Genomic DNA, 15,972 nt, shown 5'->3' with positions numbered 1-15,972 from the left:
AAAGATTGATAACAATGGAAAATAACGCAAATAAGACGAGTAGAAGAGGTTTTATAAAGAGTGCCGCAACCGCTGCGGCGGCTTTTATGATCGTCCCTCGCCATGTATTGGGCGGAAATGGCTTTACAGCTCCAAGCGACAAATTACAAGTAGCAGGTATCGGTGTAGGAGGCAAAGGTTTTAGCGACATCAACGCGTTTCATGATTCAGGGAAAGCAGATTTAGCTTTCTTGTGTGATGTGGACGACCGTCGTGCAGCCGGTGCATTAAAACGTTACCCTAAAGCAAAATATTATAAAGACTATCGCGAGATGTTGGATAAGGAGCACAAACGTATTGAAGCTGTTTCTGTTTCGACTCCAGATCATCAACATGCAATTCAGGCGCTTGCCGCTATGCAATTAGGTAAGCACGTGTACGTTCAAAAACCGCTGACACACGATGTTTGGGAAGCCAGAGCATTGACGCATGCCGCTAAGAAATATAAAGTAGTGACCCAAATGGGAAATCAGGGGGCATCGAATGATGGACCACGTTTTGTGCGTGAATGGTACGAAGCTGGTCTTATTGGTGATGTACATACTGTATATTGTTGGACAGACCGCCCGGTATGGCCTTCAGGTATTGCTTGGCCTACAGGTAAAGCTGAGATTCCGAAAGAATTGGATTGGGATCTTTGGTTAGGTACTGCACCTTACAAAGAATATGTCGACAAATTGGTGCCTTTCAACTGGCGGGGCTGGTGGGATTATGGTACAGGAGCGTTAGGGGATATGGGCTGTCACTTGTTGGAAGTTCCTTTCAGTACCTTAGGGCTGACATATGTACAAGATGTACAAGCAACTGTCGGTTCTGTATATGTGGATGAATTCAAACGTGGATATTTCCCTGAAAGCTGTCCGCCATCAAGCCACGCGACATTAACATTTCCGAAAACACCGCGTACTAATGGCCCTGTCACGTTACACTGGATGGATGGTGGTATTCAGCCTGCCCGTCCAGATGAATTAGGTCCAAACGAAATTTTTGGTGATGGTGGTAATGGAATCTTACTTGTGGGTACAAAGGGAAAAATCCTTGCTGATACTTATGGACAGAATGCACGTTTATTACCAACTTCGAGAAAAGAGCAAATTGCCCAAAAGTATGCTCGTGTACCAGGACAAGAAAGTGGACACTATGCACAATGGGTAGAAGCTTGTCAGGCTGGATACGGTAAGAAAGAGGTGAGTTCGCCATTTGAAATCGCCGGTCCGTTGACAGAAGCTTTATTGATGGCTAATTTGGCAATTAGAGGAGCTGATTTACGTATCGATGGCAAATATCCTGGACGTAACCTGAAATTGTTGTGGGATAACAATAATATGCGCGTTACAAACTTTGATCATGTCAATCAGTATGTAAAACGTAATTACAGACAAGGTTGGGAAATGAAATATAATTTCTAAAATTAAGATATTTAGTAGTATGAATAGAAGAGAAGCATTACAACGAGTTGCCTTAATTTTAGGAGGTACCGTTATTGGCGCTAATTTATTTTTGGAAGGTTGTACACGTTCGGCAACGAAAGATGTGCAAGCATTATTTGAAGCTAAAACGACCGATTTATTAGGCGACCTAGCTGAAGCAATCTTGCCAGCTACCGCTACCCCGGGAGCGAAAGAGGCAGGAGTAGGAAGTTTTATTCCTGTCATGGTACGTGATTGTTATACAGAGAAGCAGCAAAAAGCGTTTTTAGATGGTTTGGGCAGTTTGGACGATAAGTCGAAAGAAGTGAAAGGGAAACCATTCCTGGAACTTTCGGCGGAAGATAGAACGGCGGTTGCGGCGGCTTTAGATAAAGAAGCGAACGAGTTTAACAAAAAACAGGCTGAAGATCAGAAAGATATTCGGGAGAAAAATAGAGAGAAACAGAATGAATTGTACAATTATGTGGATAATGATCCACCTCATTGGTTCACCATGTTTAAACAGCTCACGTTGACCGGTTTCTTTAACTCTGAACTGGGCTGTACGAAGGCACTGCGCTATGTGAAGATTCCCGGAAAATTTGATGGTAACCTTCCCTACAAAAAAGGAGACAAAGCATTTGCTTAACAAAGCTTGCAATAGTAAAGATAAAAAGGAGGCCATGGTCTCCTTTTTATTTTGTCTCGATTGCCAGGGCAAAATGGATCCGCTGCTGTTTAGTAACGGTCATGAAATATCCCTGATCGGTAGAATCACCATTGATTTCTACAGTATCATTATAGCGCAGTTCACGAAGATAGTTCATCTCCAGCGATTTGATCTGATTAGTTAAGACGAGCTCCATAGGCAACCTGTCCATACACCAGTCGAGATATTTGACATTGTTGGCGTGGTTGACAATATCCAGATCGGAAAGTTTTACGATATATTCATCCCTATTTTTGACCGTGCTGGAGATATCGAGTTTCGAAAACGGCCGCTGAGTAGCCGGACGGTCGGGGTATGTCACAAAATCCCCAGTCGAAATTGCGAGTGTTTCGGAACTTCTTTTCACCGTATTGATGACAGCCCAGTAACTGCTTGATGTCACATAAAGCTGCCCATTCACTGTAATTTCAAAATTTCTGGTCGAGCGCGCGCCTTCTAATTCTTGTACCCAGGTCTTCACCTTGACAATATCCATCCATTTGGGTAATCTCGCAATCTCAATTCGTATACGGCTTAGTACCCACGTTTGGTTATGTTTGGCCATTTCTTTAAATCCAAAACCCGCTACATTGGCATGCTCTCCAGCGGTGAGCTGCAAAATATTAGACAAATCGGAGAAGCGGATGCGACCATTGGAGTAGCACTGGGTGAAATTAATTTCCCACTCTCTTTCGAAAACAGAACGTTCCATATAGCATATATTTTCGGCAAAAATAGATAATATGAATGATTTGTGCCATCCTCACACTATGAAATGACACTATATTCAGATAACGCGCACTCGCCCCAAGGTGCAAACGTTTTTTTATTGTAAAATAAATGATAGTTTTCTATTATAGTATTGATTTTTATAAGTGGAATTGGTAGATTTAAATAAGCCAATGGCAGAAAGGAATAAAATAAGATTGGCTTTTGCGCGTTATCAATAGTGTAACGCAAAGAATATTTTTACACATTAAATGCTCGTATTATGGTTGGACAACTAATAGCTAAAGAGGAAATTCCTCAGTTTAAATTTATCCCGGCGATTGAAGATAAAACAGCTACCTTTATGGATAAATTGAAAGGCGCGCTTCGGTTGGGAAATGAGTTTAAATCCAAAACCGAAATTGCCTTTCAGACAGATTCCGGACCAAAGCGTATCGAAACCACTGTGTGGTCTTTAACCGATAGATATATTCAGATTAAGAGTGGCGTTTTAATACCATTAAAGTCTATTATAGCAATTGATTATTAAGCAATAAAACGAGAGGCTCCTAATTTAAGGAGCCTCTTGTTTTATACGATTACATCTTGCCTGTTGGCAAAAAGAGTTTATTGTCTTTTCTTCAAAAGGGAGCTTTTGTAAACCGTAATTTTTAGTACGATTCACCGGTCAATTCTTTTAGTCGTATCTCCGAGACTTTAGCATCGTATTGTGCAGTATAACTACGCGTCATTGCATTTATGTAATTTAACTGCGCTGTTCTTACTTCCAACGTTGTTATGGTACCGATCCGGAATTTATCCATGGTGATGTTTAAATTTTCTTTTGCCAGTTCCTCATTTTTCCGTTCTACATTGGCCAGTTCGATGTTGGTAATATAGGTTTGAAACAAAGTCCTTACCTGAGCCTGTATATCTTGTTTTTGCTGTTTTATCTGTATTTCAGAACTTTTAATCTGAAATTTGGCGATACGTTCGTTTCTGTTTTGCAAAAAGCCATTGAAGATGTTAAGGGATGCTGATACACCGTAGGTGAGACCTCTATTTTTGTTTTCTGTAGAGAAACCAAGTGAGGAGTGAGATTCGTTCCAATTATACCCACTATTTAAACCAATTTTAGGGTAACGTTCGGCTTTCACTGCCTTTAGGTTGAGTTCGGCGACACGATTGTTGATGATGGCAAGCTGAATTTGAGGATTTTGTTGATCAGCAATTTCGATGAGATTACCCAGTTTAAGATCCGTATCCAGTTTCATTTCATCTTCAACTTCAAAGTCTAGGCTCAAATCTCTAGTCATCAATTGGTTGAGGTAAGTCTTGGTGTTTTTAAAGCTTTCGAGTTGCCTGAGCAGGTTTGTCTGATCGGTATTCAGATCGACTTTAGCATTCAGCAGATCGAGCTTGGAACCTTTTCCGATCTGCAGGCGATTTTCGGCCAGAGTAACCCGATATTGAGAAAGTGTAATGGTTGTATCTAAAGCGTCAATCAATCGTTTTTGCTGTACAAGATTATAATAGGTGGCTATGACTTCACTGAGTTGTGTAATGACCTCATATCTAATCTCCGCTTCACCCTGACGCTGTATCTCTTTAAATCGATCTCTACGCGCAAACATACCCAATCCGTCAAATATCGTCCAGTTTAAGTTAACGCCATACGACATATTGTCATTTTTTGCATTGGAAACCTGCTGTACTTGTCCATCGGCCCTAACCTGTCGTGAATTCTGAACCGAATTGCTTCTGTTAAATGTGCCGGTTACTGCGGGAAGCATACCAGCGCTTCCCAAACTGGTATTCTCGATATCAATGTTGTTGTCATTTTTAGCCAAAAGAATATTGAAGTTATTGTTCAACGTTGTTTTTAGCGCATCTTCCAAGGTCAATATCTCTTGGGCACGAGCTTGAAACATGATGGAGCAAAGCCATATTAGTAGGGTGAAATTTCTCTTCATGTTTTAATTATTCGTAGCTTTTAATGTTATCAAATTCTGGTCTATGCTTTTTTTGTCGTGACCACATATAGTAGATGGCCGGGATGATGAACAAGGTCAGAATAAGCGAAAATATGGTACCCCCGACGATTACTACCCCCATTCCAATTCTGCTGGTCGAAGCAGCACCGAGCGACATCGCAATTGGCAATGCACCGAGTGCGATGGCCAAACTGGTCATTAAGATTGGTCTAAGACGCGATTCGGCTGCATGCATGATTGCCTCAAATTTTTCCATTCCTTCTTCTCGCATCTGGTTGGCAAACTCGACAATCAGAATACCATTTTTGGTGACGAGGCCGATTAGCATGATTGTCCCAATTTGGCTGAATATATTCCAGGTTTGGTCAAATAACCACAAACTGATCAGGGCGCCGGCTACAGCCATCGGTACCGTAAGGATAATGATAAATGGGTCGAGAAAGCTTTCAAATTGAGCCGCTAGGATCAGGTAGATAAGCAACAAAGCAAGGCCGAAGGCAAATAGGGTATTGGAGCTACTCTCAACAAAATCACGCGATTCACCGCTAAGATCGGTCGTAAAGCTCTGATCGAGTACCTTTTCCTTTATACGGTCCATTGCAGCAATGCCGTCGCTCATACTCATACCAGGAGCCAAGCCGGCGGAAACGGTAGCGGACATATAACGGTTGTTATGATAGAGTTGGGGCGGACTGCTTTCTTCTTTCACACTTACAACGTTGTCCAATTGGATAAGCTGCCCCATGTTATTGCGAACATAGATGGAAGAAAGATCCGTTGGGGTCGCCCGACGGTCATTCTCAACCTGGCCAATTACTTGATATTGTTTACCATCCCGCATAAAATAGGCAAATCGTTGACCGCTCAGCAACAGTTGTAAGGATTGAGATACATCCAGTACAGATACGCCAAGGCTCAGCGCTTTTAGACGGTCAATTTCGACATGAAGTTCTGGTTTGTTGAACTTTAGGTTGATATCCGTTGTCGAGAACGTTGGATCACTGTTCACCTCAGTCATAAATTGAGGTATTTTTTCCTGCAGCTTTTCGAAATTCTGCGCCTGAATAATATACTGAACGGGTAATCCGCCTCTTCGGTTCATGGATATCGTTGGCGTCTGTGAAACATTGACGCGAACAGCATCGTATTGTTTGGTCCACTTGGTCAGTTCTTTGGCGATATCGTCCTGCGATTTCTGACGTTCACTTGGGTCAACCAACGTCATCCGGATACGGCCGGAGTTGACCGATGCGGCGCCAAATCCCGGCGAAGTGATGTTAAGACTGATCTTATTCTCCGGGATCGAATCATACACCAGTTTATCAAGTTCCTGCATATAGCGATCCATATATTCATAGGTGGCACCCTCTGGACCTGTTACATTGACAGAAATATTACTTCGGTCATCATAAGGTGCAGTTTCCTTTTTAATGGACGAAAAAAGGATTCCAATAATCACAAAGCAGATGATCAGGATTGGAAAGCTGATCCATTTAAATTTCATGAATTTGTCAAGGGTATTGGCATACCCCTTGTTCATCTTGACAAACATGGGTTCGGTCCAATTATAAAATTTCGTCTTCTTGTGTCCACCACCCTTGATCAAATAGGCATTGAGCATAGGGGTGAGGGTCAGGGAAACAAATGCAGAAACCAGTACGGCCGAAGCGATAACGACCCCAAATTCGCGAAATAAACGCCCCACAAAGCCTTGAAGAAATATAACAGGTAAGAATACGGCTGCAAGTGTGATTGAAATCGAGATAACGGCAAAGAAGATTTCCTTCGAGCCCTTCAAAGCAGCCTCTATGGGAGACATACCTTCTTCCACTTTCTTAAAGATATTTTCCGTCACTACAATCCCATCGTCGACGACAAGACCTGTCGCGAGTACAATAGCGAGCAACGTAAGTACATTAATCGAAAATCCGAAAATGTACATAATAAAAAAGGTTGCAATCAATGAGACGGGAATATCCAGAAGAGGCCGCAATGCAATACCCCAGTCGCGGAAGAAAAAGTAAATAATCAAGGTAACCAAGATAATTGAAATCAGCAATGTCTCGGCGACTTCCTCAACAGATTTCTTAATAAATGTGGTGTTGTCAGAAGCAATGTTAAGGATAATATCTTGGGGTAGATCTTCCTTGATCTGATCGAGCATTTTATAAAAATTATTGGCAATATCGAGGTAGTTTGTACCGGGTTGAGGAATAATCGCTATACCAACCAATTGCTTCCCATTGCTGACCATTTTTGTTTCCAGGTTTTCGGCATCTATTTCTGCCCGGCCAATGTCGATGAATTTGACAATACGGCTGCTATCGGATTTCAGAATGATATCATTAAACTCTTCGGGTGTAGAAAGATTTCCTACTGTCTTTACGGTGAGCTCCGTGGTGTTTCCGACAATTTTTCCAGAGGGCAATTCAACGTTTTGGTTATTCAGAGCCGTGCGGATATCCGAAGCCGTAATGCCATACGCAGCCATACGGTCGGGGTTGAGCCATAATCGCATGGCGTAGCGTTTTTGACCATAAATTTGGGTACTGCTGACACCTGGAATCGTCTGTAGTCTTTCCGAGATCACATTTTCTGCGTAGTCGCTCAGCGAAAGTTTATCGCGCGTTTCACTTTGTAGCGTCAACGTGATGATAGGATCGGAATCAGCGTCAGCTTTGGAAACAACGGGTGGGGCATCAATATCCTGAGGTAAACTTCGGATGGCCTGAGAGACCTTATCACGGACATCATTTGCCGCCTCTTCAAGATTTTTTTGCAGACCAAATTCGATGGTAATATTACTGGACCCCTGGTTACTGGAGGAGGATATATTCCGGATACCATCGATGGAATTGATAGCCTTTTCTAAGGGCTCGGTAATCTGAGATTCAATGATATCTGGATTTGCACCCGCATAGTTTGTTCTAACAGAAACAATAGCCGGGTCAATGGAGGGGTATTCGCGGACGCCCAAAAAGCTAAAACCAATGTAGCCAAATAATATAATGGTGATATTGACGACAATAGTTAAAACCGGGCGTTTAATAAAAATAGCAGATAAATTCATGCACAGTTAGTTAGCTAATGATACCTTAACTTTTGATCCATCTTTTAACGACAGGACACCTGTGGTTAGAACGGTGTCACCGGCACTGATCCCAGATAAAATGACAATATCTTTGTCCGTACGTGCACCTGTTTCAACCTTCACTTCTTTGGCTAGGCCATGCTGTAATACAAACACTTTTTTTCCGTCCTGAACAGGTACGATGGCTTCAGTTGGAATGGATATCGCATCGTTTTCTACCTCGATTGGAACGCTAACGTTAACAAATGATCCTACTTTCAACTTTCCCTGCTCATTATTTGCGCGGGCTCTGACCGTGAGCGTTCTGGTGTTAAGTGATACTTGAGGTTCTATAGCGTAGATGTTTGCTTTCATGACGGTTGGGTCATTAGCAACACTAAACTCGATCGGCATATTCACTTTAACGATACTGCTGTATTTTTCGGGAACTGCGAAGGTGATTTTTACCAAGTTGTCCTTGACCAGATTTGTGATCAGCGTGGTGGGCGAGACAATGGCTCCAACAGAAATATTACGTAATCCAATCATCCCACTAAATGGTGCCCTGATGGTGGTCTTTGATATTTGTGCCTGGATCAACTGGATCTGTGCGGCTGAAGTTTTTAAGGCCGCACTGGCAATATCAAACTCCTCCTGACTGATAGCGCCTTTTTGCAACAGCAATTTGGCCCGGCGTTCATTTTCTGCATTGAGCTGATTGGTCGTTTGTGATTGTCTTAATTGCGCCTGCAGTTCTATATCATCAATCTTGATCAAAGGTTCGCCCTGCCTGACCCGCTGTCCTTCTGCAAAATATATTTTGGTAATTCGACCACTGACTTCACTTCTGACTTCGACCTGCTCTTCTGCATCGATGCTTCCCGAAAGATTGATCGATCTATCGGCGACAGAAGATTTGGCAATGATTGCCTGTGCCGGCACTGGCACATCTTTTTTCTCCTTCGGCTTATCGGTTCCCTCTTTATCTTTTTTAGCAGTAAGCAGAAAGTATCCACCTCCAAAAACAGCGCAGGCCAAAAGAAGGTAAATGATCGATTTTTTATTCATATGGTATAGTATCTTATGTACTTTTTACATTTAACTGGTAAATATAGGTTTATTATAATGCCGATACGGGTTGTCAAAAGGATTTTACAATACACACAAAACTCAGGCAAGAAACTGCACTGTGCGTTTACTGGGAGCGAAGGGAGATAAAAAAAGCTAGAAATTCATTTCTAGCTTTGCGTCTACTATTTTTTTGATTTTGTTTTTTGTTCAATTTCTTTTGGCTCCGCATTATCTACTTTTGGCTTGATTGCTGCTCTTGACAAATGTGGTCTTCTTTTTCCAAAAGAACCATTCGATATTTTTCCTCTTCTGGTTTTGATGTCACCTTTTCCCATAGTGTAAAATATTTTGGTTTTAAAAATTATATATAACCTAAATATAGGGATTTGTTTTTAAAGATTCAACTGTTTTGTCTTCAAATGATGGGAAAAATGCGTTTTTGAACATCAATTTTGAAATTTTGGGTAATGGTATCGAAAAATAAATTATTGACTGGCTTGTTTTCAGCAACCAAATAGGGGATTTCCAATATGTTATCTTTTAATTTGATACGGTAATAGCCATATAGTAATCCTTTGGTCGTCTGAATGGATTCGATTTTCTGCACGGCCTCGATATCCTTAAAAAGGTTAAAGCTATAATTTTCTCCTTTTAATTGTTCAATAAAAACTTCATCAGTTTTGGCATTATACCATATTTGCTGGCTTTTTACCTTACTAAAATGATTGTTGAATAAAAATAGATAACCCAAAAGAAAGATTGCAATTGGAAGTAAGAACAGTACGATTTTTATCTTTATGAAAAGCAATACGACAATCAGCACGAGGATAACCCCCATAATGACATTGGAAATGGTTTTTTTTAGATTCGCCTGAATGACTGCGGGTGAAGCCTCAATCAATTGAAAGCCTGTTTTTAAATCCTTAGATACATCGGCGGCAAACCCAAAGAAATTAAATTTTTTGCGTATCATCAGATATGCAATTAGAATGATAAGTCCAATGATCAGAAACCGCATATTGTATACCTAGTATTGTTCGTCTTCGTTTGGGTATTTTACTGCTTTCACCTCAGAGACGTAATTGCTTACTGCGGTGATAATTTGCTCATGCAAGTTAGCAAAATGACGCATAAATTTAGGTTTAAAATCTGCATTCATGCCCAGCATATCGTTAATGACAAGTACCTGCCCATCGCAATCCGGTCCTGCACCGATACCTACCGTAGGAATTGTCAATGTTTCGGTCACTGTCTTGGCCAATTTAGCAGGTATCTTTTCCAAAACAATGGCAAAACAGCCGGCGTCCTGTAAAGCAAGCGCATCTTCGATTAGTTTAGCTGCCTCTTGCTCTTCCTTCGCACGGACACCAAAATTGCCAAATTTGTTGATAGATTGGGGAGTGAGGCCCAGGTGACCACATACGGGAATGCCTCCGGCAATGATTTTTTTAATGTTTTCTATGATTTCAATACCACCTTCCAGCTTCAATGCATGTGCACCAGATTCCTTCATCATACGGACGGCTGCGTTATAGGCCGCATTGGCAGATCCCTGATAGGATCCGAACGGCAAGTCTGCCAGTACCATGGCGCGCTGCGTACCCCTTGCCACTGACGCCGCGTGGTAAATCATATGATCAAGTGTAATAGGCAAGGTAGTTTCGTATCCAGCGAATACATTGGCGGCAGAATCTCCAATCAAAATAACATCAACACCAGCCTGATCGACCATTTTAGCCATAGAATAATCGTAGCTGGTTAGCATAGAAATCTTTTCCTGACGGTCTTTCATGGCTTGTAGCATAGCGGTGCTAACGCGTTTCATTTCTTTGTTTACAGACATCTTAACTTTTATTTTGTGTTCAAAAGTAAGCTTTTTATCATACATTGGCCAATATTCTGCCTTGTGTTTTGTATTTTTGCCAAATGATACAAAATGAGAATCGTCTATTTAAATTTCCCAAATTTTCAGACTTAATCATCCATGAGGATGAAAATTTGATTGTTATCAATAAGCCACCGTTTTTAGCTTCTTTGGATGAGCGCGAGGGTGGAGAGGTTAATATCCTTCGATTGGCGAAAAAATACCATCCGGATGCGCAGGTGTGCCACCGTTTGGATAAAGAGACTTCGGGTATTTTATTAATTGCCAAAAACCCAGAGACGTATCGTACAATTTCGATCGCATTTGAAAAAAGAAGAGTGAATAAGACCTACCATGCGATCATAGGCGGTACGCATACCTTTCAGAATTTGCTGGTTGATTTACCGATCTTGAATCAAGGCAATAAAAATGTATCTATTGACCGTGCCAATGGCAAAGCAGCAGAAACTATTTTCAATTCGATCAAATATTACAAGAATTATACATTAGTAGAGTGTAAGCCAATTACGGGACGTATGCACCAAATCCGTATTCACCTGGCAACACAACATGCAGCTATTGTGGGCGACGATATGTATCGCGGTAAACCGGTTTATTTATCTCAAATCAAGAAAAGAGGCTATACCTTGTCGAAAGATGAGGAAGAACAACCTATCATGAAGCGTTTTGCCCTACATGCCAAACATATCGAATTCGAACTGAATGGAGTTAAAATGGTTTTCGATGCGCCCTATCCAAAGGATTTTGCGACATTATTGAAACTGTTAGATAAGTTTGATTCGTAAATAGCCCAGTTACACATGAATCCGAAGACAAAAAAAATAGTCGGAAACGTTGTATTTGTACTGGTTATTGGTTTGCTGATTTGGCCAACAAGTAGAAGTTATTTTCAGCAAGCCCTAATGAAAATAGGCTTCTTTAAATTAAAATTAGAAGTTCCGCCGGACGCTAGAAAATCTTTTGCGACTTCGCCCAAGATAGGCACTGAGGTATCTTTTATAAACCAGCAAGGGGAGCCTGTAAAGATGGCTGATCTCAGAGGAAAGGTGATTTTTATCAATTTCTGGGCAACTTGGTGTGCCCCTTGCCGGGCCGAAATGCCCTCGATCAACAAGCTTTATAATACGTATAAGGATAACGTCCATGTCGTGTTTTTGATTGTTGAGGTGGAGGGTGATCGAGCGAAGGCCGAAGCGTTTATTAAGGGAGAGGGTTTGAGCTTACCACTAAGCTTTCCGAACAGTGATATTCCAAAGGAGTGGCTTTCTGGGCCTATTCCAACAACGCTCATGTTGGATAAGGAAGGAAATCTTGCCGCAAGGCATGAAGGACTTGCTGACTATTTCACTCCAGAGGTGACCAATTTTATTCAAGATTTAATCAATAAATAATTTTTTAAGATCTCTAAAATAAGCATGACAAGAGCAGAACTTATTCATCAAATAAAAGCGAAACGCTCATTTCTATGTGTCGGACTGGACACAGACCTAGCCAAAATCCCTGATCATCTTTTAGACGATGAGGATCCGATCTATAGCTTTAACAAAGCCATAATAGAAGCAACAGCTGATCTTTGTGTAGCCTACAAACCCAATATAGCATTTTATGAATGTTATGGAATAAAAGGTTGGCAATCGCTTCAAAAAACCTGGGCCGCTTTACCAAAGGATTGTTTCAGTATTGCTGACGCAAAAAGAGGGGATATCGGTAATACATCCGGACGTTATGCGATGGCATTTTTTGATGAAAAGGCTTCTGGTCTCGGATTTGATAGTATCACCATTGCACCTTATATGGGTAAGGATTCGGTAACGCCCTTTTTGGATTTTAAAGACAAATGGGCTATCGTGCTTGCTTTGACATCAAATGAGGGCAGCTTAGACTTTCAGAATTTTGAGAATAAAGAAGGGCTGCAATTGTTCGAACAAGTGATTGACAAAGTCAACACCTGGGGCACGCCAGAAAATCTCATGTATGTGGTAGGAGCAACCCGAGGTGAAGGATTTATCAAAATTAGGGAACATGCGCCAGATCATTTTTTATTGGTTCCGGGAGTGGGGGCACAGGGTGGCTCGCTCGAAGATGTTTGTAAATTCGGTATGAACAAAGATTGCGGACTTTTGGTAAACAGCACAAGGGGTATTATCTATGCTTCAAAAGGGACTGATTTCGCTGAAAGAGCACGGGAGGAAGCCTTAATTCTCCAAAAAGAAATGGAAGTAGAGCTGGTAAAAGCGGGTATTATTTCCTGATTTGACATTTAATAATTCATTCGTAATACTTACCTTTGCAGCATGCCAGAAAAAATTATAATTCTAGACTTCGGGTCTCAATACACACAGTTGATCGCACGACGTGTCAGAGAGCTAAATGTGTATTGTGAGATACACCCGTTCAATAAATTGCCAGAGTTTGACGATACCGTAAAAGGTGTTATCTTTTCGGGCAGCCCTTATTCTGTTAGACAAGAAGATGCGCCACAAATTGATTTTGTCGCTATTCAGGATCGCTTCCCACTCTTAGGCGTATGTTACGGAGCTCAATACATTGCTCAAAAATCAGGAGGCGAAGTGTTACCTTCTGAAATTCGTGAATATGGTCGTGCAAATCTGCAGTTTGTCAATAGCGAGAATGAATTATTGGCAGGCGTACCCACGCAGTCACAGGTATGGATGTCTCATGGCGATACCATTAAAGAAGTACCTGCAAATTTTGAAATTATAGCGAGTACAGATAAAGTTCGCGTAGCAGCGTATCAAGTGAAAGGTACCCGTACCTACGGTATACAATTTCATCCAGAAGTAACACATAGTACAGACGGTGCTATCTTATTGAAAAACTTTGTTGTCAATATCTGTGGTTGTGCACAGGAATGGACACCAGACGCGTTTGTTGAAACAACAGTATCTTCTTTGAAAGAGCAACTAGGTGATGATCATGTTATTATGGCTTTATCTGGCGGGGTAGATTCGACAGTTGCAGCGGTGTTATTGCACCAGGCAATCGGAAAGAAACTCCATTGTATTTTTGTGGATCATGGTTTGCTTCGTAAGGACGAATATGAGCAAGTATTGGATTCTTACAAAAATATGGGCTTAAATATCAAAGGAATAAATGCGAAAGATTTATTTTATGGTCGATTAGCTGGAGTTTCCGAGCCAGAAGAAAAACGTAAGATCATTGGTAATTCGTTTATTGATGTCTTCGATGAAGCAGCAAAAGAGATCCAAAAGGAATTGCCTGAAGGCATTGAAGCGAAGTGGTTAGGACAAGGAACAATTTATCCGGATATCATCGAGTCGGTTTCAGTTAAAGGGCCTTCGGCGACAATCAAATCACACCATAACGTTGGGGGCTTACCTGATTTCATGAAACTGAAAGTTGTGGAACCACTTAAGACTTTGTTTAAAGATGAAGTAAGAAGAGTAGGAAAAGCATTGGAAGTTGATCAGGCAATTTTAGGCAGACATCCATTTCCTGGTCCGGGCTTGGCAATTCGTATTCTGGGTGATATTACACCCGAGCGTGTACGTATTGTGCAGGAGGCTGATGCGATATTCATCAATAATCTGAAAGAAGCCGGTTGGTATGACAAAGTATGGCAGGCAGGCACAATTTTCTTGCCCGTGCGCTCAGTAGGCGTAATGGGTGATGAGCGCACTTACGAGCACGTCGTTAGCTTACGCGCGGTGGGTTCGCTAGATGGAATGACTGCGGATTGGATACATTTACCATATGATCTGTTGGCAAAAATTTCAAATGAAATTATCAACCATGTGAAAGGAATAAACAGAGTTGTATATGATATCAGTTCAAAACCACCCGCTACAATTGAGTGGGAATAAAATATGGGTTGCGGCGCTTGTAGCGTTATGCCTTGCAAGCTGTACAACCAAAAAAAGCACAGTATTGCGTTCGCCATCCTCTGGTCATGGCGAACAGCAAACTGCTGTTACTAAACCAGCAGTTGACAAAGAAAATACCATTGCCAAAATGGGCGATACCCAACATGTCAATGGCTATGCTGTGAAAAATAACCGCATTGCCTTGCTATTACCGTTTGAGTTAGGCGGTATTGCAGGCACAATTGTGAAAGAAGACGTGGAACGCTCTTCCTTGGCGCTGGATTTTTATCAGGGATTTCAGTTGGGTCTTGACAAAATTGCGAAGGAAGGTGCCTTGTTCGATTTGCAGGTGATTGATTCTAGAGACAATGTTGCGTATAATGCAACACTGGGTACAGCGGTTAATGTTAAAGATGCAGTGCTCGTGGTGGGGCCAGTATATCCGCGTGAGATTAAGAGCTTTGGACAGACATTTGCAAACAAGAACGTTCTACAGGTTTCTCCATTGGCAGCAACCATGGCTTCTGAATTTAGCCTCCCCAATTTGGTTTCTATAACACCATCTATTCGAACACACGCGGAAACATTGGCGAAGTATGTTGCAGAGCAATATTATAGTGGGGATCAGATTGTTATTTATGATGCTGGCGATGATGACAGCAAACAGTTTTTGGTCAATTTTGCAAACGAGATTACCAAAGCCAACCCGCAGGCTAAAGTAAAAACTGTCCTGAGCATCAATGAGCTTAACAACAGTCTTGTGTTGGCAGGCACCAATCATATCATTTCAGGGACTGCCAATAAAAATTTAGTAAAGGGCCTTTTGGATGCTATGGATGAACGCTTTCTGAATCCAGGTAATCAGTTTAAATTATATGGACACCCCAACATGGCCAAGCTTTCCTTTGAGAATTTCGAAAACATGGATTTTTATGCATTGACCATTACCTCATCCAACTTGGTCGATGAGACTGATGGCGATACCAAAAAATTTATTGGAAATTACAAAGCTGCTTATAAAGTTGATCCGTCCGAGTTTTCTTACAAAGGGTATGATGCTGCATTGTATTTTGGTCGATTGATACATAAATATGGAGTGGATTATGTCAGTCGAATGACGCAGGAAAAGTTTTCGGGATTGAATAGCGATTACAGATTTGAATTTTACCCAAAATGGGGCTATGCGAACAGATCGTTGGGCATGTTGGTCTATCACGATAAAAAATTTGAAAGAAAATAATC

The 15,972-nt window shown here is 41.4% G+C and carries 15 protein-coding genes; 8 read left to right on the top strand and 7 right to left on the bottom strand.

The genetic code is table 11. From position 1 onward, the window contains the following. The first annotated feature begins 14 nt into the window (after positions 1–14). Together J2X77_RS07585 and J2X77_RS07580 are read left to right on the top strand one after the other, a co-directional pair. Positions 15–1,448, top strand: a complete 1,434-nt coding sequence (locus tag J2X77_RS07585; RefSeq protein WP_209581027.1) for a Gfo/Idh/MocA family protein — start codon at positions 15–17, stop codon at positions 1,446–1,448. Positions 1,449–1,467: 19 nt separating this feature from the next. Next, positions 1,468–2,097 carry a gluconate 2-dehydrogenase subunit 3 family protein gene (locus J2X77_RS07580; RefSeq protein WP_209581024.1) on the top strand — a complete coding sequence of 210 codons (630 nt, stop codon included), beginning with the start codon at positions 1,468–1,470 and terminating at the stop codon, positions 2,095–2,097. A 46-nt stretch (positions 2,098–2,143) separates the two neighbouring features. Here J2X77_RS07580 and J2X77_RS07575 read toward each other — a convergent pair whose 3' ends face one another. Beyond that, entirely contained in the window at positions 2,144–2,869 is a 726-nt protein-coding gene (locus J2X77_RS07575; RefSeq protein WP_209581023.1) for an acyl-[acyl-carrier-protein] thioesterase, read from the bottom strand. Between the two features lie 279 nt (positions 2,870–3,148). Between J2X77_RS07575 and J2X77_RS07570 the strand changes: the two genes are divergently transcribed. Beyond that, a complete protein-coding gene (locus tag J2X77_RS07570) occupies positions 3,149–3,415 on the top strand; it encodes a hypothetical protein (protein WP_293884505.1) in 267 nt (88 codons plus the stop codon). Positions 3,416–3,536: 121 nt separating this feature from the next. Here J2X77_RS07570 and J2X77_RS07565 read toward each other — a convergent pair whose 3' ends face one another. From J2X77_RS07565 to panB, 6 genes are all read right to left on the bottom strand, one after another. Then, positions 3,537–4,838 (bottom strand): TolC family protein, encoded by a 1,302-nt coding sequence (locus J2X77_RS07565; RefSeq protein ID WP_209581020.1) that lies wholly within the window; start codon positions 4,836–4,838, stop codon positions 3,537–3,539. Between the two features lie 7 nt (positions 4,839–4,845). Then, positions 4,846–7,929, bottom strand: a complete 3,084-nt coding sequence (locus J2X77_RS07560) for an efflux RND transporter permease subunit (RefSeq protein ID WP_209581017.1) — start codon at positions 7,927–7,929, stop codon at positions 4,846–4,848. A gap of 6 nt (positions 7,930–7,935) precedes the next feature. After that, entirely contained in the window at positions 7,936–8,997 is a 1,062-nt protein-coding gene (locus tag J2X77_RS07555) for an efflux RND transporter periplasmic adaptor subunit (protein ID WP_209581014.1), read from the bottom strand. 185 nt (positions 8,998–9,182) lie between these two features. After that, positions 9,183–9,335, bottom strand: coding sequence for a 30S ribosomal protein THX (locus tag J2X77_RS07550; protein WP_209581011.1), 153 nt, complete (start codon positions 9,333–9,335; stop codon positions 9,183–9,185). A gap of 80 nt (positions 9,336–9,415) precedes the next feature. Further along, complete coding sequence (locus J2X77_RS07545; RefSeq protein WP_209581007.1) at positions 9,416–9,973, bottom strand: hypothetical protein; 558 nt, start codon at positions 9,971–9,973, stop codon at positions 9,416–9,418. A 54-nt stretch (positions 9,974–10,027) separates the two neighbouring features. Further along, positions 10,028–10,843, bottom strand: a complete 816-nt coding sequence (gene panB / locus J2X77_RS07540; protein ID WP_209581004.1) for a 3-methyl-2-oxobutanoate hydroxymethyltransferase — start codon at positions 10,841–10,843, stop codon at positions 10,028–10,030. Positions 10,844–10,926: 83 nt separating this feature from the next. Between panB and J2X77_RS07535 the strand changes: the two genes are divergently transcribed. Genes J2X77_RS07535 through J2X77_RS07515 form a run of 5 tightly spaced genes read left to right on the top strand, consistent with a single transcriptional unit; the run spans position 10,927 to position 15,970 of the window. Further along, positions 10,927–11,670, top strand: a complete 744-nt coding sequence (locus J2X77_RS07535) for an RluA family pseudouridine synthase (protein ID WP_209581003.1) — start codon at positions 10,927–10,929, stop codon at positions 11,668–11,670. A gap of 15 nt (positions 11,671–11,685) precedes the next feature. Then, a complete protein-coding gene (locus J2X77_RS07530; RefSeq protein ID WP_209581000.1) occupies positions 11,686–12,276 on the top strand; it encodes a TlpA disulfide reductase family protein in 591 nt (196 codons plus the stop codon). 24 nt (positions 12,277–12,300) lie between these two features. Then, a complete protein-coding gene (pyrF, locus tag J2X77_RS07525) occupies positions 12,301–13,137 on the top strand; it encodes an orotidine-5'-phosphate decarboxylase (protein WP_209580997.1) in 837 nt (278 codons plus the stop codon). Between the two features lie 42 nt (positions 13,138–13,179). Then, positions 13,180–14,730, top strand: a complete 1,551-nt coding sequence (guaA, locus tag J2X77_RS07520; RefSeq protein ID WP_209580994.1) for a glutamine-hydrolyzing GMP synthase — start codon at positions 13,180–13,182, stop codon at positions 14,728–14,730. Continuing rightward, the gene (locus J2X77_RS07515) at positions 14,687–15,970 is read left to right on the top strand and encodes an ABC transporter substrate-binding protein (protein WP_209580991.1); all 1,284 of its coding nucleotides are present in this window, start codon (positions 14,687–14,689) and stop codon (positions 15,968–15,970) included. The genes guaA and J2X77_RS07515 overlap by 44 nt, the downstream gene beginning before the upstream one ends. The last annotated feature ends 2 nt before the right edge of the window (positions 15,971–15,972 follow it).

Source organism: Sphingobacterium sp. 2149, from assembly GCF_031455655.1.
Lineage (GTDB): Bacteria > Bacteroidota > Bacteroidia > Sphingobacteriales > Sphingobacteriaceae > Sphingobacterium.
Note: the sequence above shows the minus strand (reverse complement) of the source record. Positions and strands in the feature narration are given on the sequence as shown.